Source organism: Bremerella alba (genome assembly GCF_013618625.1).
Classification (GTDB): Bacteria; Planctomycetota; Planctomycetia; order Pirellulales; family Pirellulaceae; genus Bremerella; species Bremerella alba.
Genome location: NZ_JABRWO010000001.1, coordinates 431,299 through 453,549, shown reverse-complemented (window position 1 = coordinate 453,549; position 22,251 = coordinate 431,299). Strand labels below are relative to the sequence as shown.

16 protein-coding genes are annotated in these 22,251 nt (G+C 54.1%); 5 read left to right on the top strand and 11 right to left on the bottom strand.

The annotated features are described in order from the left end of the window. The first annotated feature begins 52 nt into the window (after nt 1-52). Nucleotides 53-244 (top strand): hypothetical protein, encoded by a 192-nt coding sequence (locus HOV93_RS01800; protein WP_207394724.1) that lies wholly within the window; start codon nt 53-55, stop codon nt 242-244. Between the two features lie 87 nt (nt 245-331). On the opposite strand, the gene HOV93_RS01795 is transcribed toward HOV93_RS01800, so the two are convergent. The 5 genes from HOV93_RS01795 to HOV93_RS01775 form a co-directional block, all read right to left on the bottom strand. Then, a complete protein-coding gene (locus HOV93_RS01795) occupies nt 332-1,090 on the bottom strand; it encodes a DUF695 domain-containing protein (protein WP_207394723.1) in 759 nt (252 codons plus the stop codon). Nucleotides 1,091-1,146: 56 nt separating this feature from the next. Continuing rightward, nucleotides 1,147-3,414: a glutamine amidotransferase gene (locus HOV93_RS01790; RefSeq protein WP_207394722.1), complete on the bottom strand. Its 2,268-nt coding sequence runs from the start codon at nt 3,412-3,414 to the stop codon at nt 1,147-1,149. A gap of 70 nt (nt 3,415-3,484) precedes the next feature. After that, complete coding sequence (locus HOV93_RS01785) at nt 3,485-5,839, bottom strand: vWA domain-containing protein (RefSeq protein WP_207394721.1); 2,355 nt, start codon at nt 5,837-5,839, stop codon at nt 3,485-3,487. Between the two features lie 3 nt (nt 5,840-5,842). Next, nucleotides 5,843-6,739, bottom strand: a complete 897-nt coding sequence (locus HOV93_RS01780) for a DUF58 domain-containing protein (RefSeq protein WP_207394720.1) — start codon at nt 6,737-6,739, stop codon at nt 5,843-5,845. Further along, on the bottom strand, nt 6,736-7,692 hold the full coding sequence (locus tag HOV93_RS01775; protein ID WP_207395027.1) for an AAA family ATPase: 957 nt from the start codon (nt 7,690-7,692) through the stop codon (nt 6,736-6,738). The genes HOV93_RS01780 and HOV93_RS01775 overlap by 4 nt, the downstream gene beginning before the upstream one ends. Before the next feature lie 376 nt (nt 7,693-8,068). On the opposite strand from HOV93_RS01775, the gene HOV93_RS01770 reads away from it, so the two are divergent. The 3 genes from HOV93_RS01770 to HOV93_RS01760 all read left to right on the top strand — a co-directional run bounded on the left by HOV93_RS01770 (nt 8,069) and on the right by HOV93_RS01760 (nt 11,797). Further along, a complete protein-coding gene (locus HOV93_RS01770; RefSeq protein ID WP_207394719.1) occupies nt 8,069-10,432 on the top strand; it encodes a DUF4159 domain-containing protein in 2,364 nt (787 codons plus the stop codon). Nucleotides 10,433-10,634: 202 nt separating this feature from the next. Further along, the gene (locus HOV93_RS01765) at nt 10,635-11,156 is read left to right on the top strand and encodes a sulfatase-like hydrolase/transferase (protein WP_207394718.1); all 522 of its coding nucleotides are present in this window, start codon (nt 10,635-10,637) and stop codon (nt 11,154-11,156) included. Nucleotides 11,157-11,239: 83 nt separating this feature from the next. After that, nucleotides 11,240-11,797, top strand: a complete 558-nt coding sequence (locus HOV93_RS01760; RefSeq protein ID WP_207394717.1) for a hypothetical protein — start codon at nt 11,240-11,242, stop codon at nt 11,795-11,797. Nucleotides 11,798-11,867: 70 nt separating this feature from the next. Here the strand turns inward: HOV93_RS01760 and HOV93_RS01755 are convergent, their stop codons facing one another. The 6 genes from HOV93_RS01755 to HOV93_RS01730 all read right to left on the bottom strand — a co-directional run bounded on the left by HOV93_RS01755 (nt 11,868) and on the right by HOV93_RS01730 (nt 20,524). Then, nucleotides 11,868-12,323: a hypothetical protein gene (locus HOV93_RS01755; RefSeq protein WP_207394716.1), complete on the bottom strand. Its 456-nt coding sequence runs from the start codon at nt 12,321-12,323 to the stop codon at nt 11,868-11,870. A 54-nt stretch (nt 12,324-12,377) separates the two neighbouring features. Further along, on the bottom strand, nt 12,378-13,325 hold the full coding sequence (locus HOV93_RS01750; RefSeq protein ID WP_207394715.1) for a DUF1559 domain-containing protein: 948 nt from the start codon (nt 13,323-13,325) through the stop codon (nt 12,378-12,380). 308 nt (nt 13,326-13,633) lie between these two features. Continuing rightward, nucleotides 13,634-16,252: a pilus assembly protein PilM gene (gene pilM, locus HOV93_RS01745; protein ID WP_207394714.1), complete on the bottom strand. Its 2,619-nt coding sequence runs from the start codon at nt 16,250-16,252 to the stop codon at nt 13,634-13,636. Nucleotides 16,253-16,288: 36 nt separating this feature from the next. Continuing rightward, nucleotides 16,289-17,521, bottom strand: a complete 1,233-nt coding sequence (locus HOV93_RS01740; RefSeq protein ID WP_207394713.1) for a DUF1573 domain-containing protein — start codon at nt 17,519-17,521, stop codon at nt 16,289-16,291. A 147-nt stretch (nt 17,522-17,668) separates the two neighbouring features. Next, nucleotides 17,669-18,973, bottom strand: a complete 1,305-nt coding sequence (locus HOV93_RS01735) for a DUF1559 family PulG-like putative transporter (RefSeq protein ID WP_207394712.1) — start codon at nt 18,971-18,973, stop codon at nt 17,669-17,671. Nucleotides 18,974-19,324: 351 nt separating this feature from the next. Further along, on the bottom strand, nt 19,325-20,524 hold the full coding sequence (locus tag HOV93_RS01730) for a type II secretion system protein (protein WP_235989680.1): 1,200 nt from the start codon (nt 20,522-20,524) through the stop codon (nt 19,325-19,327). Nucleotides 20,525-21,255: 731 nt separating this feature from the next. Between HOV93_RS01730 and HOV93_RS01725 the strand changes: the two genes are divergently transcribed. Beyond that, a complete protein-coding gene (locus tag HOV93_RS01725; RefSeq protein WP_315853330.1) occupies nt 21,256-21,966 on the top strand; it encodes an MOSC domain-containing protein in 711 nt (236 codons plus the stop codon). The last annotated feature ends 285 nt before the right edge of the window (nt 21,967-22,251 follow it).

Sequence of the window (22,251 nt, the reverse complement as noted above, 5' to 3'; positions counted from 1 at the left end):
ATTTGGCCGTGAACGAGGTAAGTCAGCCATGATCGATCGAGGATTGCAATTGATGACTCGGAACCCTGTGGAAGCCAGTGTGGGGATGGCCTTGGTGCTGATGTTGTGTTCCGGATGCGGTAACTCAGCCAGCGAGATTACCGGACGCGTGCTCCTGGATGGACGTCAGCTGGATGGAGCCGTCATCAAACTGTTGCTCAAGGCAAACGAACTCCGCCGGGTATTAAAGCGGCCCGGTTCATAAACCAACGCGATGCTCGCATCGCCCCCATTCTCTCCAGCAGAAGCCGTGAGCGGATCCCTTGTCGCAGGGGGATCCGCCGCGGTATTCTCACTCGCTTTTGATGACCTTCGTTTCCCAGCCGTCGTAGGTGCCGCCTAGGGACTGGGCCAGATCGAACAGTTCAATGCTTACTTGGTCGATGGAAGCTTGATCGACATGATCGACACGCTCGATCTGCACACCATACGGATTGGGTTGCTCTGCTTCTTCTCGCAGGTTTTCCTGTTGGATCTGAAACCCTTTTTCCTGGACCGACGAGATGAACTGCGCTCGCGATTGTTCGCTTGGAAAATAGGCCCAGTGGGATACGAGGCGTTCTTTTTCGAGCGTATCTCCGGCCTCGAGTAGGTTGTGAAGTACCGAACAGTTTTGCATCGACTGAATTTCGTACGGAGTGGGGTACATGATTTCAAAATAGAAACCCCACTCTGCATCCTCTTGGTAGCCACTTCGTAGTTCGTACGTGGTGTGCTCTTGCATGACCGGAGCAAGTGCCACGTCGATTCCTTCAAACGTTGGGCTATAGAACACAATATCCCGCCGTCCATTGTGTGTCATGCAGCCAACATGGACCGCATCGAGTGCTTCCTCAATCGTCTCGACGATGCCTTCTTCTAAAGGTTGGATTGCGGCGAATTCCTCATTTGATGTCAGCCCGTAGTCATCGGGTTGCTGGAGAGGAATCAGCACCCGGACAAGCCATTTGCGCTGCGGATCGGGAACATCGGAGACGATACCCATGTCCAATAGAATCGAAGCAATAGAGTCTTCGATCTGCGTGAGATATGCGTTCCAATCGTCTGACACGGTTTGCCTCCTAGGGAACATTTAAGTCGAGGTAGAGGCCACAATATAACCCTACGTCAGACCATGCTCCACCGTTTTCTGAGATACCATTCCCAGCCGAGCAAACCGACAATCAGCAGCAGGTTGATCCAACTATCGCGTCCCGATTCGGGCCAGGTCCACTTGGTTTGCACTTCGACTTCGGTTTCCGGTGGGCGGTTCTTGATTTGATCGAGCAGTTGCGGCAGCTCTTCCGGCGTCCAGGTTCGCCCGCCGACTTCTTTGGTGATCGCGGATAACGCCGCCAACTGCGACGGCCTGGCTGAAGGGTCGCTCAGTTCCAGGTCCTGATCATAAACAAAAAAGCGTCCCAGGCCGGTGCCAACGCTCGTGCCGTTCTGCTTGGCGACGACTTCAATGGTGTAGTCTCCCATCGCTTCGCCGGCGTCGAGACTTCCTTCAATGACGCTATCTCCGGGAAGCGTGCGAATGCTCGTGCGGCTGCCGTCAGGAGAGATCAGCGTCGACTCGAACGTCACGTCGCGCAGTGGCTCGCCACTTTGAGAGTTGGCACTCGCCGTAAAGCGAATCGGTGCCCCAGGGACATACCGCCGCTGCTCTAGCTGGACCCACACATCGCGTGTTTCGAGTCCATCCTTCTTGGCCAGCCACAAGATAATCTGCCGCCAGAAGCGTTTGTGGATGTCGCTCTTGCCGGCCATAACCCACCGCCACGTGCTATCGGCGGTGAAGGCCAGCGTCCTACCGAGACCATATTCGCCGGCCACCAGCAGCGGACTGCCACTTTGCGTTTCAAGGATCGTTATTCCCCGCTGCGTAGGTCCGGTGACTTTATTGGCCCCGGACAGCCCCGGCACGGCCGTCAAAGCCGGGGTTCCTTCGGCATCGGTTCCGAGCGAAGACAAGAAGTGGTTCTCGGTGGCGACAATCGTGATCGGCCCTGGCAGGTGCATGTCGGTACGGATTGGGGCATCGAAGTCCTGCCGGTCAAAGCGACTCATCTCGACCGGCAGCACGTTTTGGAAGATAGTGGATTGGTAGCCGCCAGCCCCGAAGGAATGAAAACCGCCAAGCATGATCAGACCTTTGCCCTCTTCAACCTGCTGGGCCAGCAGATCGATCGTTTCGGGGCTTAACGCCGACGAGTCGACGTCGCCAATGATATAGACATCGTATTTCCCTTTTTCGATAGCTTCGGTCAAATTGACCGGCCACTGATTGCGTCGTCGTCGATCAATCCAGCGGAAGTCGAGTTCCATGTCGGCCGACTCGGCAACGACCTGACGCAGCCACTTTTGCTCTGGCCGATCGACCGTGCGTCCTTCCAGATACAGCAGCTTGAGTCCCCCTTCCAAGACATTCAAGTAAGCACTCAGCACGTTGTTTTTGGTGACCAGCTCGCCGTCTTGATCAGGCACCAGAATGCTTAGCTTAAACTGTCCCGATTGCTGCGGCGTGTAGCGAAAGGTCACGTCGAGTGTTTCCTGGACCTTAGACGTGGTGATCTCTTGCGTTTCGATGATGGTTTTCTGGCCTTGGGAATCTTCCATGATCAACTGTACCGGGACCGGTAGATTGGCCATGCCTTGAATGCGGACCGAGGTTTTAATCGCCAGTTCGTTTTTCACGAACACGGTGTAATGGTCGGCCAAGGTTTCTACGGCGACGTCGCGGGCCTGGGAAGGATCGATCGCTTTGCCGTAGGTGACGGTGTGTAGCGGCGTATCCAATCTCGCTAAGTCGCGTGCCGCTTGCTGCATTTCGACCTGGGGCGAATAAACCCGCTGGGCTCCGTCCGAAAGAAGAATCACGCCGGCCAGCTTCTTGCCGATGTTTTGCTGCATAACCTGGGCAATCGAACTGCCGATGTCAGTGAAGCGCCCGTCGGGGCTATTGGGGAACTGGACCTGGCCGTCGGTGGATTCAAGCGGCGTGGCGTTTTCATCAAACTGATAGATGGCGACGTCGATGTCGTCGCCGAGCGCGTCTAGTTCAGGGGCTAAACGCTGAAGTGTTTGTTTCTGAGCTTCCCAGCGCGGGACGCCGTCGCCTGCGTCCGGCACCGTCATGCTGCGGCTCGAGTCGAACATCAACACCAGCAGCGATTTCTGAGTCTCTTTGATCGAGCGAACCCACGTCGGACGAAGCAGCGTTAAAGCGATCAGCAAGATCACCGCAAAGCGAAGCCCTGTGAGGAGCCAATGCCGTTGAGGAGTCAGTCCTTGAAACTGTGGCCGAAGTACCAACAGCGCAACCAGCGCGAAGACCAATATCCCCACCAGGAGATAGCTTTCGCCCAAAGGTTGCAGGTACCAGTACGACATGTTTCTTGCTTAGGAAAAGGAAGAGCTGTGACCATCGGTGTAATTCGTGGTTGCTCTTCTTCTTCAGTGGTTAAGTTTCGCTAGGTGTTTGTCGGTAAAAACGATTGGCCAATACATTCTCCAGGCCGAAGACGATCACCACGATCAGCATCAGCCACGGGAACAGCGGTACGCCTAAGCGGGCCTTGCCTTGTTCGCGGACGATCTGTTCTTGCTGGCGAGCCAAACGATAACGGCCCGGGCCGAGGAGGTCATCCAGGTCGGCTTCGGTCAGCTTGTCCATACGTGTGGCATACGGTGGAAGGTTAACGCTAAAGCCCATCGACTTGCCGCCACTCAATGGACGCACGCGATACGTTCCCAGGCTGCTGGTAAAGGGAATGGTAATCGTGCCGGAATCCGGAACGACTTCCTGCGGATCGATGCCGTTGGGGGTGAACAGCAGGTGGGTCGCCGTCTCGTTGCCTGGTTCGGTTTTCAGCGTCGCCATCTCGCCGGCGGTATAGTTGAAGTGATTGTCGCCGCCTTGCACGACGTACCTCGCCATTTGATTCCATAACACGAAGAACGGCCAGGTATCGAGCCCCGTGAACAATTTGTTCCACGCATCGCCGCGCGGATCTGAGACCGAGGTCGTCAGCGTTAGGACAAGCCCATCGCCGATCCGTTGTTCGATCAAAGCTGCCGTGCCGTTGCTGTACGGGACGATCGCGTTGATGTCGTCGTCCATTTCATCGAAAGACCAAAATCGATCGACCGCGTAGTCGCGCCAAGGGACCGACGCCCCGCTGCCGCGAAACGGAGAAAGGACTGCATGCTGATATTCGGAAGGGGCTAGAAACCATTCACGGTTACCTGCCCGCCATTGCCGCGACAGCTTCCCTGGTAGAATGCTTTGAGCGGCTTCAGTGTTGAAGTCTGCTTTCACTGCAGCGCGACCCAAAAGCATCATCAGGCCTCCGCCGCGGCTGACATAGCTGGAAAGAGCCTGCCAAGTCGCGTCAGGCATCGGAGCCGGGTCCAAGAGGGCAATCGCTTGATAGGCCTCCATCTTGGCAGGCGTCAGTTCGCTTTGTGAGATGACATCGATCTTGAAAGCCGCACGTCCCGATTCACGGAAACTGGGCGGGGCCAACGCATCGACCAGGCGATCGCTGACCGCGTTGTCGGACTTGACGACCAGCATCGACCACGGCAAGCGGGCTTCAATGGTAAACCAACGCCGGTTGTCGGCCCCTAGGCCATCTTCGCCGACCAGTTGGATCCAGCCGTGGTGCGTGCCAGCTTCCAGTCCGGTAAGCCGAAAGCTCACGCTGCGTGGCTCGTCGTCGGCTAGTTCAATCGTCTGGCGATTGCGACGGGTAGCTGCAGGGGCAATCAGTTCGCCGTTCTCGACGATGGGTAACTTGTCGTCGACCTCTTCCACGAACATTTCCAGTGTCTGCGCCTGGCTGCTTCCATCCGATACGACTTCGACCTGTAGCGTGACGTCATGGTTTTCCGGCATGCTCTCGGCTGATAATGCCAGGTCGCTGATGGCGACGTTTTGGACGTCATCGGCACCCACGTCGATAATATAAAGAGGAATGTCCGGTTGTTCGGCGAGCGTGGCTTTCAGACGCTGGGCCTGGTTGGTATCCCAAGCCGGAGCAGCCAGGTCCGTCAGGATGTAGATCTCTTTGCGAGCAAGCTCATTGCTTTCCAGCATCTCGAGCGCGTTTTGAGTTAGCTCGATCAAGGATTGCCCGCCCACGGCGATCTCCAGTCGCTGGAGTACCTGACGTGCGGCTCCGCGGTCAGGCGCGAATATCGTCGACGGGGTTCGCTGATCGAGAACGGCCATCTGGCTGTCTTCCGGCAACTGCGAAGTAAGCCACATTCCCAGCTCTTGGGCTTTCTCCAATCGTGTTTGATTTTGGTGCCGGTAAAGCATTCGCGGTGATGTGTCGCAGATGATTACCGCGGCGACCGGGGCCTCCTGCTCTCCGACAATGGGCCCCGAACTGCTGGACATGGCCATCAGTGCTGAGACTAACGCGCCCATGCCTACCATCGCGGTGATACCGGTCAGGATATAAGCCAACATGCGGCTACTGCCGGCCAGCCAGGCGGCAAGGGAAACGAAGACGCCAATCAACAGAATTACGCTGAGCGAGCCCGAGAGCACCCACCGGCCAAGTGCTGCCGAAGCAACGCCAGGGCGGGCCAACGCGGCCACCAAAGCCAGCACGGCCAAGCACCGCAGAGCGAGCAGCACCCAATGTTTTAGTTGCAGGCGGCGCGTATTTTGGACGCTGCGTTGCTTGACGAAACGTAGGGCAGGAAACTCGAGTTGTTTCGGCTGCTGCCGCATCACCAAATGCAAGATGACAGGCACGGCCACAAGTAGGCCTCCCAGCAGCAGGCCGACGTTGGCGAACTGCATAGATCAAAACCTTGATTGGCGGCTGATGAGGTACTCGGTCAGGGCTTTGTCGAACTGCATGCTCGTGTCGAGTTCCACATAATCGACCCCGGCCTGAAAACAATCTTGGCGATACTTGTCGCGAAACGCCTTGACCTCTTTCTCGTAGTCTTTGCGGTAGTTGCTGGCGTCGACCTTCATCCGCTCTTTGGTTTCCGGATCTTCCAGTTCGACCATCCCGTCGAACGGGAACGTCACTTCCGCTTCATCCAGAATGTGAAACAAGATGACGTCGTTGTTGCGGTGACGCAGCTGATAGATGGCTTTCATCACTTCGTCAGGATCGGCCAGGAGGTCCGAAAAAATCATCACCACGCTGCGGTGCTTCAGCATCGCGGCCAACTGCGAAAGACTATGTGCGATATCAGTCTCGCCGGTCGGCTTCAAATTGGCCAGGAGCGAGAGGATATCGCCCAGCTGTTTTCGCTTCGATTTTGGGGGAAGACTGGCCCGGATTTTCGTGTCGAACGTCACCAGGCCGACCGGGTCTTGCTGATGGACCATCAAGTAGCATAACGCGGCGGCCAGACTAATCGCGTAGTCGAACTTGGTCATCTCCTGGCGATACGTGTAGGCCATCGAACGACTCAAGTCCATCGCCAGATAGCCGGTAATGTTTGTTTCCGCTTCAAACTTTTTGATGTAATATCGGTCGGTCTTGGCGTATACCAGCCAGTCGATGTCCTTCGGGTCGTCTCCCTGCTCGTAGCGGCGATGTTCGCTGAACTCGACAGAGAACCCGTGGTAAGGACTGGCATGCAGCCCCTGCAAGAACCCTTTGACCACGAACTGGGCGCGCAGATCGAGACGCGAGATCTGGCGGATCACCTCTGGCTTCAGATAACTTTCAGCATTGGTCAACGTTCAAACTTTTCGATTTTGGGTTCCGGGACTTCTCTCAGCAGCTTTTCGATGATGTCGACATTGGTCATCCCTTCGGCCTGGGCCTGAAAGTTCGTGCCGATACGATGCCGCAGCACAGGGATGGCAATCTTCTTCACGTCCTCAATGGCGACCGAAAAGCGGCCTTCCATGGCAGCGATCGCTTTGCCGCCGTTAATCAGGTTCTGTCCGGCACGCGGACCGGCACCCCAGTCGACCAGTTCCTTGATGAAAGCAGGGGCCTCGGCATCGCGCGGCCGCGTTGCCCGTACAAGCCTGGCAACATACTTGATGACGTATTCGCTGACGGCCACCGATTGGACGAGCTTTTGAATGTTGAGGATCGCTCGACTACTAAACACCTTGCGGACTTCGACCTTCTCTTGCCGTGTGGTGGCCATGAGGATCTTTTCTTCCTCGTCCAGTGAAGGGTAGTCGATGATGATGTTGAACATAAATCGGTCGAGCTGGGCTTCCGGCAGCGGATAGGTCCCTTCTTGCTCGATCGGGTTTTGCGTGGCGATGGTGAAGAATGGCTCTGGCAGGTCCATCGTCTCGCGGCCGACGGTGACTTCGTGTTCCTGCATCGCTTGCAGAAGCGAGGCCTGGGTCTTGGGTGGCGTGCGGTTGATTTCGTCGGCCAGCAGAATGTTGGTGAAGACAGGCCCTTCGACAAAGCGGAAGTTGCGGCGGCCATCTTCGTCTTCTTCCAGCACGTTGGTACCGGTAATGTCCGATGGCATCAGGTCGGGCGTGAACTGGATTCGCTTGAACTGCATGTCGAGCACTTTAGCCAACGTGCTTACCATCAGCGTTTTCGCCAAGCCTGGCACCCCTTCCAGCAAGCAGTGCCCGCGCGTAAAAATGGCCGCGAAGAGTTGCTCGATGACTTCGTCCTGGCCGACGATCACCTTCTGCAGCTCCTGCTGCATGACGATGCGTTGTTGTTTGAACTCTTGAAGAACTTCGCCCAGGTTTCTGGTTTTGCCCACAATAGACGCCTTGTCTCAGATGGGGGATCGTCGATGGTGATTAAGTGACGCTATGTTTGGTATCGGTCGACATCCGGTTCCCTCGCCTCTTTGGGGAGAGGGGACCGGATGTCGACAATTAAATTGATTAGCCGGGTAATTGTAAGTTACGCAGGGGAAAAGGTTTGGTTCCTTTCCAGCAAAACCCTCCGCCTTGCCAAGTGATTGTAGAAACGTGCTTCGATGGAAACAACGTACCTGCATTTCGCTTGTGCCCACCGCAGGCAGACGTAAGATGAAAAGAAGCCAACGCGACGTGTCCCGGAGGAGCTCTCGTTTGTTCCCACTGAGAATCACTAGCTACTGCACGCTGATTGCAGCGATCTTTCTGATTGTGCCGGCTGTTCAGGCGCAACGAGCCGCTGCGCGCGGTGGGGTGACTCCCCAAAATGTCCGCGACGCGATGGATAAAGCAGTCCGTTATCTCAAGTCAAATCAGCGACAAGACGGAAGCTGGCAGGACTACGCAGAATTTAAGGGCGGGGTGACCTCGCTAGTCACCTTGGCACTTTTAGAAGCAGGCGTTGCGAAAGATGATCCGGCAATCCAGAAAGCACTCACTTCTTTGCGTAGTACGCGGGCCGATAAGACCTACGCGTTGGCACTCCAGACAATGGTTTTCTGCGCAGTCGATCCGCAGAAAGACCTGCAACTGATTAAGTCGAACGCGGCACTTCTGGAAAGCTTTCAGATCGAATCTGGCGAACGAGCTGGGCTTTGGTCGTATGGTTCCCCGCGACAAGGGGGAGGCGGTGGCGATAACAGTAATAGTCAGTTTGCATTGTTGGCTTTGGACGAAGCGGCCGAACACGGAGCCACCGTGAAAGAGCAAACCTGGCGTCGAGCTTTCCTCCGCTGGGATTCAATGCAAAACGGCAGTGGATCATGGGGATATCTGCCCAATGCTCCTGGTACTGGAAGCATGACCTGTGCCGGCATTACCTCGATGATTATCACTACCAAAAGGCTGGAAAGTGGTGACGCCGAAATCAACGGCGACCACGTTAACTGCTGTATGCCGCTGAAGAAGGACAGTTCGGTCGATCGCGGTTTCGACTGGCTCGCACGCAACATCACACTGCGAACCAATCCATCAGAGGGAGGCGGCGGCGGTAATTCTCTACTTTATTACTTGTATGGTATCGAGCGTGTTGGACGGTTGAGTGGGCGTCGTTTTATCGGAACGCACGATTGGTATCGCGAAGGGGCCGAGTTGTTGGTGGCCTGGCAAGATTCGCTGGATGGAACCTGGAAAGGGACCGGCGTCGTCGAGCAAAGCAATCCGTTGGTTTCGACCAGTTTCGCGTTGCTCTTTCTAGCTAAGGGACGCCGCCCGGTGCTGGTCTCGAAACTGCGTTACACGGCCAACCAAGATTGGAACCCGCATCGACATGACCTCAACAATTTGAATCGCCACGTTGAAGGGCTCTGGCAGCAGAAGATGACGTGGCAAGTTGTCGATGTGAACGCGATCAAGACCGCTGAAGATCTGTTGCAATCTCCGGTGATTTGGATCAGCGGGAAAGATGGCTTTCAGATCACGCCGAAGCAAGAAGAGCTGCTGCGTCAGTATGTCGAGGGGGGCGGATTCATCTTTGCCGAAGCTGGCTGCGGCGGTCAGAAGTTCGACACCGACTTCCGTGCTATGCTCAAGCGAATTTTACCAGATAGTACTTTCCGTCTGTTGCCGCCCGATCATCCGGTGTGGTTCGCCGAGCAGGCCGTCAGTCCTGACTTCGCCGTTCCGCTGTGGGGGCTCGATGCATGTTGCCGAACGAGCGTGGTCTACACGCCGCAAGACTTAAGCTGCTATTGGGAACTTTATGGCAGCCGCAGTTTTCTTGACGACGAAAGCATTTCGATCAAGGTCCGCAGCCAAGTGAAAGCGGCCAACGCGATGGGTGCCAACGTGTTAGCTTATGCCACGGGACGGCAACTGAAAGACAAGCTAGAACGGGTCGAACTAACGACCGACGGCGGTGTCGAGGACGAGCTAGGCCGCAACGTTTTGAAGGTCGCCAAGATTCAGCACCTGGGCGGTTCGGACGATGCCCCGGCTGCGTTGGCCAATATGGTTCGCGTTGCTGGCGAACAGCTTGACCTGCGATTCGATGTTGAAAAACCGATGGTCGCGCTGCAAGACGATTCCCACCAGTTCTACCCGATCTTGTTTATGCATGGCCGGCGTGATTTTGGTTTCAATTCCCAGCAGCGGAAGAACCTGAAAGAGTACATCGAGCGGGGAGGCTTCCTCTTCGCCGATTCAATCTGTGCCAGTAGGCCATTTACGGCCGCGTTTCGACGCGAGATCGCAGCAATCTTCCCCGACGCCAAGCTGGAAGCGATACCGATCGACCACCCGATGTTATCAAACGGGTATGGCGGTTTCGATATTACTAACGTTACGCTCAACGATCCTCAAACACGCAATAGTAATGAAGGGGGCCTCCAGTCGGTCCGTCGTGAATCGAGCCCCGAACTGGAAGGCCTGTTCATCAACAATCGCTTGGCGGTTGTTTTCAGCCCGAACGACTTGAGCTGCGCGATGGAAAGCGGCGCTTCTTTGCAATGCAAAGGGTACATCAAGGAAGATGCCGCCAGGATCGCTACCAATATTCTTCTTTACGCCATGCAGCAGTAAGAGATCTCCTTCCGATGCATCAACGCAAAACGCATCAAAGGTAGGAGGAGCAAGGTTTGCCAGTCCGGCACCAGGTTGAAGTTCTCGCGAATTTGGTTTCTGTAACGTTGCCAAGACGCTATCTTGATCAGTGGGTCAGTGATTAACTCTCACGCTTTCAGAATCGATTTTCACCGCGCATGCCGATAATAAAGTGGGGCGTGTGGTCGATGCGATCGACGAAATGGGTGAACTCGACAACACGCTGGGCAGTGCCAAGCACTATAATCACTTTCCGGCTGGTTGGGCTTGGGCGATGTATACGCCATTTCAGTGGACCAAACAAATTGCCAGCCACTTTGGCGGAACACGAAATGGGATGGCGATCTCGTGGCCTAAAGGAATCCAGGCACGCGGTGAAGTGCGTGATCAGTTTCACCATGTGATCGACGTCTATCCTGCGATTCTCGAGATTGTGGGCGTAGAGACTCCTGTTCAGTTGAATGGAATCGCTCTGAAGCCGGTTGAGGGGATCAGCATGGCCTACTCGTTTGACGACGCGAAAGCCGAAGGCCGTCGTACCACGCAGTACTTTGAAATGCTCGGAAATCAGGGTATTTACCACGATGGTTGGATGGCCAGCGCACTGCGCGGTGTGCCTTGGGTTTCTGAGAACCCGCCGGCAAATCTGCTGGAAATGCCATGGGAGCTTTATCATGTTGAAGAAGGTTTTAGCCAGGCCTAGGACTTAGCCAAGCAAGAGCCGGAAAAGCTTAAGGACTTGGTTAAGCTGTTTTTCGCGAAGCTTCTCGCTACAACGTGTTGTCGTTGGATGATCGCAAGACGGCGAGGCTGGCCGTCGACAACCGTCCTAGTTTTACGCAAGGACGAGACAAGTTTGTCTATCCGAACTTGCTTCGCCTGACGGAGGGTTCGTCCCCCGACTTGAAGCACAAGAGCCACACGATTACCGCCGATGTCGTCGTGCCCGATGGCGGTGCCGACGGCGTATTGTTCACTCAAAGGGGTGAGTTCTGCGGGTACGGATTTTACGTGAAGGACGGCAAACTGATGTACCATTACAATTTGGCCGGTGTCGATCGCTATACGGTCGTTTCGGACGAAAAGATCCCCACCGGAAAAGTCCAGCTGAAGATGCAGTACGTCACGGATGCGGACAAGCCGTTTGCCGGTGCCAATGTCACGCTCTACGCGAACGATCAGGTTGTTGGCAAGGGACGCGTTGAGAAAAGTATCCCCAATCGCGTGACGCCCGACGAAACGACCGATATTGGCTTCGATACCGGCACGCCGATAAACGACACGTACAATGTGCCGTTCAAGTTTGGCGGGCGTTTGAAGGCGGTTACGATTGAGTTGCAATAAAGTACGGTCTTGGAAACCGCTCAAAAAAAGCGATCAGTCGAAGGGGCTGATCGCTTTTCGCTTGAGTTGTTTACTTTGACAGGTCAAAGCTAAGATCATTTTCCCCAGGCTTAATCGTTGCGGTCAAGCCACTGGTCGCTGGATTCGCATATCGCAGTGGAATCTGGTTCTTTCCGGAAACGATGTTGCCTGTTTCCGGAGGTCGATCTGAGGGAAGATTGGCAGCTAAGTGGTTTGCCAAGTCAGGCTCGGCAAACGAGTTCACAGCGACTTTGGCTTCACCAACCGGAACGCCATCGTTGGCGGTAAACGTGGACAGGTTAAGGATCTGGCCGTCTTCAATCTGCCCGTGGGAAGGGCGATTTCCTTCCACTTCAACGATGATCGCACCACGTTTAAGAGGCTTTCCGTCATAGGTCACCGTACCGTGCACGCTTCCCAAATTCGACTGATGTGAGCAGCCTCCAGCGACCAGGTACACTGCTACCATTCCCAGCGGAACCAAGAAACATTCCGAGTATTTCATGCTCGTATCCTTGTGTTAAGGATGATTTGTGAAAGAAGCTATTTGGTTTCCTGGTTATTGAAAGCCTTGAGCGACTTCGCCACCGCTGCGCGAGGCACCGGCACGGTAGGCGGCACCATCCATCGTTTCTGGCAAAAAGCGAACCGAGCCATCACAAAGAAGAAAGTTGGCACCGCCGGGATGGAAACTGCGAAAGTTGATGTTCTCGCGCCAATGCGTCACCGTTGGACCAAGGCTACCAGTAAGAAATTCATGGTTACGATGATTAATCGGGAAAGCCGTGTTCGCAAAGCACTCGGCACCCCAGTTCTGCCAATGCGACCAGGCCCCAACGCATTCACCCAGTAAGTAAGTATGCGATAGACCATCGGTGATTTCTGAGAACTTCGCGCCATAGTCCAAGGTGCCGATTACGCCCCGCGGAATTAGGATATCGTTACCAGCGTTGGTAGCCGTCACGCCGACGCCGGCGATGCCCGTTTCGTTGGGGTAGTCGCCGATGTTGGCAGCATAATCTGATTCCGCGATTTCCCAGTCACTTACGAAGTCGTGCTGAATGTCGGCCGCATGATTCTGCGAATTAGAAGGACAGTGGAACTGTGGGTGTTCCATACGCATGAACTTGTAGTTACAGGTTACACTCGGATCGTCCATCATCGAGACATCCCAGGTGCTCGGGCGGTCCCACGACGGCTTTTCGAATTCAAGCTGATCGAAGATCGCGGTTTGTTCCATGTGGGCCATGATGCGTGGAGCCCAGCCCCACTCGCGACGCTGCGAGCCCGTCAGGTCAGAATTGCACGGGGGCAGTTGGCCGAAGGTATCGTGATAGTTATGCATTGCCAGCCCAAGCTGCTTCATATGGTTGGTGCACTGCATTCGCCGTGCTGCTTCGCGGGCCTGCTGAACCGCAGGCAAGAGCAGGGCGATCAAGACGCCGATTATGGCGATAACGACTAGGAGTTCCACGAGCGTGAACCCATTCAACTTGCGACTCAACATGTGCCTAAAGCCTCGAATTAACGAAAGGAGATTAATTGGGGCGATGAGAATAATGAGCGAAATTGCAAGATGGGTGAGTGCGATTCTAGGCGTTTAAAATTCCCCTGGCAATAAGAAATATTCAGTTTGGAAAGCATTTTGCGCAGGAAATACAGCATCTATGCAAGCCTGAACGTTGTTCTGTGTATTGCGTTAAGTCCTTATACCAAAAGACAATGCGGCACACTAAACCGATGTTTGATGTGTCGCACTGTAAGTTAAACCCGATGAAGCTACTGGAAAATAGAGTCAAACCAGTACGGATTTGGCTATACGTCGAGGAACTTGCCGTACTGCATAAAGGTCAAAAGCCCATGCATGTACGAACCACCGCCTATGAGTTTGACGTCGGCCAGTTTGAGCTTGTCTAAGCCGGCGTACGTGTTCACCGAGTAGGACGTTTCTTTCGAGATATTCTTAAGCACCGGTTCGATCACGTCGTACAACTTGAAGATTTCTTCCGCCGTATCAGGCTTCTTCTTGATTTCTTCCGCCTTAGAGAAGGTGAGACTTAACTGCCGCACGAGGATACGCGTGAAGTTCTCGCCCCCAACTTCCAAGCTGCGGAACCAAATGGAATTCGGCCCGCAGATGATCAGGTGACTAGCATCTGAGCCAACATCGAGAATGCCAACAGCCTGTTCGGTTTCGACCATTTGCTGGCGATACGATTCTTCCGAGAACAAGTCGTAGTCAAAGAAATTGTAGATCGCCATTTGATCGGTTTGCACCAGGCTGGGGGTGATGCCCAGGCCGCGGAGGAATGCCAGCCGCTCTTGGAGTTTGGTCAAGCGTGTTGCAACGACCACGCAGGTTCGCTTGGCTCCACTTTCCAGTCCTATCTCTTCCGGTGCAAGATTGTCATCCCAGACGTGATAGTCCCACGACAATTCTTCGATAGGAAAAGGGATTTGGTGGCGTACTTCATATTGAACCGTTTTAGGGATCTTCTTGTCCTCCACCGGCGGAAGGCTTAGGAAGCGTCCCAATACCTCGGTTGCCGGCAGGCTGAGACAAACAATCGGCTTGCCTCGTTTGTCGTTGAAGACATCTTTGCCGACGGTGTTGAAAAACTGTTCGATAGCGTCTTGGATCAGCCCGCGACGGTCGGCGTCGTCCGCCCGGGATAGAGGCCGTTTGTATTCGATTTTCACCATCTGTTCGATGTGAATGATCGTCTCGGCATCCTTCTTTTCACCTTTGCTCTCCTTTCGCAGCAGTACTGCCTTCAAGCCGGAGTTACTTAAATCGATTCCCCAAGCAAGTTCGCCGGTGGGGGCCTTTTTGCCAGCCCCGATCAAACCAAAGACGCCACCACTTTTGTTGGGTAGCAAGTTCGTTTCGATCTTGGCGACGCCGATCCCTTGCAGGGCAAGTCCTGTTGCGACGACGAAACCGGAAGCGAAGTTGTCGAAGTGCTCGTTATCGTTGACCGCATTCGTATTGAATTTACGGAAGCGTGGATAAAGGTCGACGGGAATACCAAGGGTTGTTTGCTTGGGCGGTTCATTCCAATACGAGCTTGCCGTGTTGCGATTCTTGCGGGCCTGCTCGCAGCGTTGGGTGATCTTGTGCAGTCGGTCAATCGACTGCTTATCTTTCGGCATCATCTTGACCAGGCGGCTTGCCATGCCAACGAGAATTGGGTCAGCATAGGAACTGCGACGCAGGTCTGCGGAAAGAAAAGCCAGTTCAGAAACTTGGTCGAAGAACTTCAGGAAGTTTTCCGTTCGTACAGACTCTGGTACTTCGGTCAGAACCTGGTGGGCTCGCTCGTAGCGAAATTGCTTAAGGTACTGCTTGGCTTTCTCTATCAGCTTCTCGCGTTTTAAACGATCGGCCTGGTCTTGCGATTTGCGGAGCTTTTCGACCAAGCGTTGGGCCGAAATATCGTGCGGTTTGAGCTCTAGCAGGCGTTCTACTTTGGGAAGTAAACGTGATGTGCGACGCTCTTGAATGGCCGTTTTAATTTCTTGAGCGAGACGCTTAATCTGCTTCTTCGTCTCGCTAACTTCTTCGTAGAGCTCTTTAAGCGATTCTGGCCAAAGTACTTTGGGTATCTCCCGAATCAATGAAACCGCTTTTTCGGCATGCTTCCCATCACGAAGCTGCTTGGCTTCGGCTTCGACTTCCGGAGCACGGTTGATCAGCCGTTCTTTCTCAAGAGTGACTTGGGTGATCATGGTGGCCGCGCGCTTGGCGAACTCCATCTCTCCTTCGTGCTGGGCTTTGGTTAATTGCCGCAGGGTATCACAAGCACGATCGTGTCGCCCATCCTTAATCAATGCTTCCGCTTCATCGAACTTCGCTTCTAACGCCTCTTTTTGGGCGTTAGCGGAAGCCTGAATGTTAACACCGCATTCCCCGCAGAATCGTTCATGAACGGTGTTCATGCCGCCGCAGTCTGAGCAAGCCATGAACAGGGCATCACCACACGCGGAACAAAAGCGTCGCGAGGGTGGGTTATATGTCGAGCACTTGCGGCATGGAATGCGTTCCCCAGGCTCGGCCGACTTGATTGCCCTGCCTGGGTCGCTCCTGTTAGAGCGTGACGCGGGCTGAACCGTGTGGCCACTTTGCTGAATATCGAGGTTATTGTCGTATTCGGCCTTTTTGCCTTGGTCGGTCAGTGTCGCAATCGCGTCCTCAACATGATTGAAGACCTGTCGCCAAAGCGCAGGGTCAATCTCTCCAAACTTGGAGTGAAGTTGTTTGCGTGCTTTTTCGCCATACTTGCGGATGTAATTGACGTCTTCCTCAAATGCCTCGAGTTTTAATACCTCGTAGAAATTGAGTTGCTTCCCTTCGGTCTTTATTCGAAGGAGACGGTCGTAAGGATCGATGGTTGATTCGGTGGATGACATTTCACCATTGTAAATACGAATCATGAAGGCTGTGTGAAGACGGTTCCGTCATATGTGTGCTTATTTTACGTGGAATTCGATCATGATCCCTACTCGTTTTTCGGATGGAACACGGGGGATGTAAGGATGGTCACTTTCGAGAGCAATATGACTGACGGTTTGGCCGTAATAGTTCCCTTCGGGGGCACCGGGGGGGACTTGCACTTGGAGCTGGAAAAAGCCCCGTTCTTTATCGAGTGGTATCACATCGACCTTAAGAAAGTCCGGGTATTTACGGATGTTGGTGAGGTTCCACGGAATGGAGCCCTGGTCGACGCGAAAGTTGAGTTTGAGGACTTCGCTTCCTTCCTTCGATGAGACTTCGCCGAGCTTGACACGCCCCCAGCCATCGATCAAAGGAGAGAAGAACTTTACGCTTGGCTTTTTCAAACGGAGGTCGATATTGAGGGCAACGCTCGGCGTCTGCGCTTCTTCCTCCTCTTTGTGGCCTGAAAGTTCTTCGGGGTGAGCTGTGAATACAACTTGCCCGACATGGTCGCCCGTTTCTAGGTCGCTGGGAACCTCAACCCGGACGCGATAACCACAGCGTCCTTTTACAGGTTCGAGGTCTGCTTGGGTAGCTTCGTGCAGCGTCACTTTAAGTCCAGGGATTTCCGCCTTGACGGTCTGCTCGATTTCGCCAAGCGACTTGAGAGTGCGAGAGTATAAAAGCACTTCCTGACTAGGGCTATCGCCGGGATAGAGAGACGAGAAAACGACCTTGGATTCGCTGAGACCAAGCCGGGTCTCCGTCATGCCTTGGACGATGAATTCGATTTCTTGACGGTCAGGATCGTTCGTGTAAATCACGGCAGATTGCGAAAATAGGCCTTCCTTGAACTTTAGGGTCCATTCAAGCTTGATTTCTACTGTTTCGCCCGGCATGACCCGATCGGTCTCAAGACCCAGGATGGTGCAGCTACAAGAGCTAGGACCTTGTTCAAGCTCGAGGGGAGCAGTTCCATCGTTAGTGATTTTGAAGACATGACTAGCATGGGTAAACCGCGGCAATACGCCAAAGTCATAGAGTGTCTCTGGGGTGACCGCGATAGGAAACGCCGTCAATTTTTGGGAAGGGGAGTCATCTTCGTCTGACTCCGCTTGTTTGGACGTTGTCTTTGGGGGGGGGGCATCGGCTTTAGCCGATACGGTCGTGTTCTCTGAAAGTTGACTGGTCTGGGTGGAGTCGAAGGGGCCTGACAACCATAGGACTCCCGCAATCGCGACGGAAACCGACAGGATGATCAGGGGCATGAAGCGGCTCATAGGAATTCACTCAGTCAATAAATAAAGTGGAAAGTAACATGAAAGCGAGCCTTGGGGTCTCCCCCAAGGCTCGGACTTTCTAGAGGTATCGTAGTTTTCGGTTCCTCTCGCAGGTAAGGCAAAGGTTATCGAAGACTAGTCTTCGAAGGTACCCTTGTAAGCCTTACGAGGTAGGATGGAGACACCGTTGTAGATGTCGAACCAGTCCATTTCGACGGTGTTGTCCGTGTAGCCGACCTTGTCGATCATGACGGTTTCGTCATCGACGCCGGTTGGGTCGATGTTGAAGCCTGGGTTCAGGAATCCGTCGCCGTTAATGTCGAAGGCGGTCTTAACCGAACCGTCAGCCATCAGGATATTGCAAGCACCACCGGTCTTGCCGACGGCGTGCCAAGCGAACCAGTCGCGAGTATCCTGACACCACTGAACGCCGCTACCATTCGTACCGGCCATGCGCTGACCTTGAGCGTTGAAGTTACCGGTACCGGTGGTGTCGTTGGAAACTTCGTCGTTGGCAAAGGCAGTTGGGTCATCCAATCCGTCCCATTCACCAGGGCTACCACCCTGACCGTAGGCCGTGAAGCCCGAGGCACCAACGTCCACGGCATTCGTCAGACCGGTGGTCCCCGATGCGACCGTACGGGCAGGACCATCGTTGAACGATTCAGCCAGACGAGCACCTGCTTCCAGTTCTGCTTCGATGCTCAGGTCAGCGGACAGAACAGCTTCGTCCGTATCGCCAGGAGCAGCACAACCGGTCAGCGGAATGGCCTGCGAAGGAACGATGGCCGATTCGATCGTACGAGTACGGATACCACCCTTGGTACCGCCAAGGCCCTTCATCGGACCAGGGACGATCAGGTCTTTGTTGCTAACACCACCAGCGGTGAACTTGACGTTTTCACGAACAGCAAACCAGCTGGAGGCATAGTTAGTGCTATAGCCTTGATCCAACAGGTTAACCTTCAGGTATTCAGCCCGATCAGTGCCATTGACAGAGGTGTTGTCGAATGGCGTGGCCGAGTTTGGACCACAAACGCCAGCGAACAACTTCAGAGTGGCAACGCCTTCGTTTGGGTTGGTCGAAGAAGTTGCGCCCAATAGGTCGTTCAACTTTTCCGAGCCACGTAGTGGGGAGGTCGGGCAGAGCATTTCAGCAGGTGCAGCAGAACCCGTATTGACCAGGTCAGCAACCCAACCGTAAGTGTCAGGGCAACCATCACGAGCGAAGTCGTATGCGGAGCTGATCAGACGACCACGCTTATCGACACCGGAGAAGATGTAAGCACCGATACCGAACTGACGCAGGTTGTTTTTGCATTCTGCATTACGAGCAGCTTCACGAGCACGCGAAACGGCAGGCAACAACAGAGCAACGAGGATACCGATGATGGCGATAACCACCAACAGTTCGATCAACGTGAAACCACGTTTCTTCATTGAATATCTCCAAGGATTAAGTTACAAGCAATTGTGGAAAGAGTGTCGAAAGACGCTTTTTGAGAGGGCCGGAGCATCGGAGTTCCAATTCGTGTGCTTCGGTCTCTCTCTTTTGTGCTGTGTGCGTGTTCCATCTGGGGCGGGTGTTTTGAAGGCGTTCTAGCAACGCGATCAGAAACGGGTTGACTTAACTACGATTAGGAACCGACTTACTACTACGACCTCCAATGACTAAAGTGATTTGCATAGATTGTCGCTTTGAATTGTCAACGTTATATGAATCTCAGATATCAAATTTGATTAAGGTTAATTCCCGCCCATTTCGAGCATGGAATTCCGCGTCTGTGGCAGCTATTTGAATTTCGTCGGGTTTAAGTCCCAGTGCGAATAGCATTCGGTTTCAGGGACTTCTGCTTCTTCTCCGGTGTATCCCACGACGTATCCGTCTCCGGCAGCGAAGCCCGGGTTGAGGTAGCCGTCGCCGTCGGTGTCGTACAGCGAGCGAACGCTGCCATCTGCCATTAGGACGTTGCAGACATTGCCGTGATTTACGCCCAGTTGCCGCAGGTCTTGCCGGCAGCGTTCCCACCAAACACCTTTCCAGGTTTGAGAGGTCGGAGTTCCCGTGAACTGAGGAGGAGCCATCAAGGTAGATGGAGTCCAGCCCGGGTAGGCGGTGGTGTCAGATACCAGGGGACCATATGTGCTGTAAGGGACCATAGGCTCGCCGCTCTGAAGTTCGCCTGAGACTGCGATGCTTAAAATTCCACCGCCGCCCGACAGGCCGTCGCCCAGCAGGGGGACCAGGCTGGACGAGGTGGTTGCATTGTCCAGCATGGCCGACGAAATGGGACCGCGCGTCGATGCAAGGGTGGTGGCAGGCTCGCCGACTGCTACGTTATCTACGGTGCCGGTGGGTTGCTTCGAGGCGTACGTCATCCGCACGCGAGAACGAATCAGGAACCAATGGGCCGTGTAATTCGTGTTGTATTGTTGATCGTAGATTTCCGTCTTGACGATTTCATTTCGCTCGGGGCTATCCGGGGCGTAGTTATTGGCGGCGATTTTGCGGCAAGGATTGACGTCCGAGAGCCCACTCGCCGCGACGGTGCTTACCGAGCCAAGCGAATCCCCTGCGGCGTCGGCAAATTGAGCTTTATCGCCTGAAATGCTCACATTGGCTTCTGCAATCAGGTCTTCGTAGGTCTCAGAAATTTGCGAGTTATTGGAAGTGCAGAGCATGCTGCCGACAGCAATATTCGTGTTAACCATATCGGCGACCCAGCCCACTTCGGTAACAGCACCGTCTCGTTTCCAGCTAAATCCGCCGGAGCATAGACGTCGCCCCTTATCGATCCCGGCAAAGTTAACCATGCCGATGCCGATTTGCTTGAGGTTCGACTGGCATTCCATGCGGCGGGCAGAAGCACGCGCCGTAGCCACCGCTGGCAAGACGAGTCCGACCAGGATTCCAATGATGGCGATAACCACGAGAAGTTCGACCAGCGTGAACCCTTGACGAAGCTTAGTGAGCGAAATGTTCGATGTCATGGAGTTCCTGCGTTTCCAATAGCGATGAAGCAGTGCCGCACTTCTGGCAGAGGGCGACATGGAGTATCTCGTTCCACGTTCATGGGGAGCCTTGCCGAATTACTTAATGCGTCAACGCCAATGGCGTATGGGGCGTAAATTCGAGAGGCTAGGAAGCGATGCGGATTGGCAAAATAAAGCAAAAGCGATATGGCTCGTACTTACTTGATTGCCCGCCTTGCCGCTTACATTTCGAGGCATTGTGGGGGGCGCATGTTAAGAATGGATTCAGGCCTCGTTGTCTTCACTTAAAGAGAAAGTCTTCGCTTAAAGTGAAAAATCTTTTGGGCACCGGAAGTCGCGCAAGGATCTCAGAGGGCCCAAGCGGCATGGTTAAGAGAGCGTCGCTTTTTCAAGCGTCGCATGGGTTGGACCTAAAAGGAAGAAAGCCACCCAAAATCGCCCGTGATATCAACGAACGCCATTGGGTGGCCTTATCCTGGAACTCACACTTGCTACGTAACATTCTTGGAGAGAAATGTTTCGATATGCTTGTTACGATCTCTTCATACCAATGGTTCGAGGCGTGGGTTAAATATTTCCAGAAAAGATTTCTCCACGTTGTTATCGATGGGGAAAACCTCTCGAGAGGTTGTTGGATCTTTCTGAGGCAAGGGCCATCCAAAGCGATAATTGCGGCCCTGAAAGGCCTCGGTAGTGCTCTCGGTCTACAATCCTTGTGCAAGGAGTAAGTGTTGATCATTAAAGGAGTTGTCTTGCAAGTCGCTGTTGGATTGCCGCAGCAATATGGCAGTCCGAATGCGACTGATCCGATGGATAAGCCCTGGCAAACGGGCTTCTTTAAGCAGCCCGTGACCGGCGCTGTGCGATTAAACAGATTGGGTTTCGAGGGGGATGGCGTCGCCGATTTAGTCAATCACGGTGGGAAAGATAAAGCCGTTTTGTGTTATTCCGCCGAGCATTACCCTGTTTGGCGAGCCGAATTTCAGCAAATGGAAGCAGTTTCCGAGCGTTTTCCCCTCGAGAGCTTTGGCGATGGGGCATTCGGAGAGAACCTGACCATGGCCGGTCTGTCTGAGGAAAACGTCTGCCTGGGGGATGTCTACGAAGTGGGATCGGCGAAAATTCAAGTGTCTCAACCGCGGCAACCTTGCTGGAAGCTAGGGCGTCGTTGGCGTCTGAAGCAACTCACGGCACTGGCAGTATCAACCGGGCGAATGGGCTGGTATGTGCGTGTACTTGAGGAAGGTGGCGTGGCGGCTGGTGAAGAGATGGTTCTGGCCGAACGGACGCTGCCAGAATGGCCTGTCTCGCGATTAAACCAGCTGTTTTACCGTGATCGAAGCAATCTTGAAGATGCTCAAGAGATGGCCAATTGCGATGTGTTAGCGGAGGCTTGGCGGAGTGAATTTCGAAAGCGGATCAAAAAAATAACGAGCTAGCAAACGTTGTCTTTGGGGACTGATTGGCCGAGTTTTATCGCAAACGAAAATGCCGACAGGATTTAGTGAACCTGGGCCTAGGGAATGGACGAACTTATTCTTCGTGTTTCCGACCTATCCTCATCGTTGTTATGGGGTAAAATAGGGGAGCATCACGAACAAATGATATAAACCTTCGGCACACATCGGCTGAGGGACCATTTTTTTGCGATTGCCCGTTTCATCAACGGCTAGTGCAAGTGCACGCTTAGAAACGCGCAATTCTCGCAGCGACTCCACTCGTCG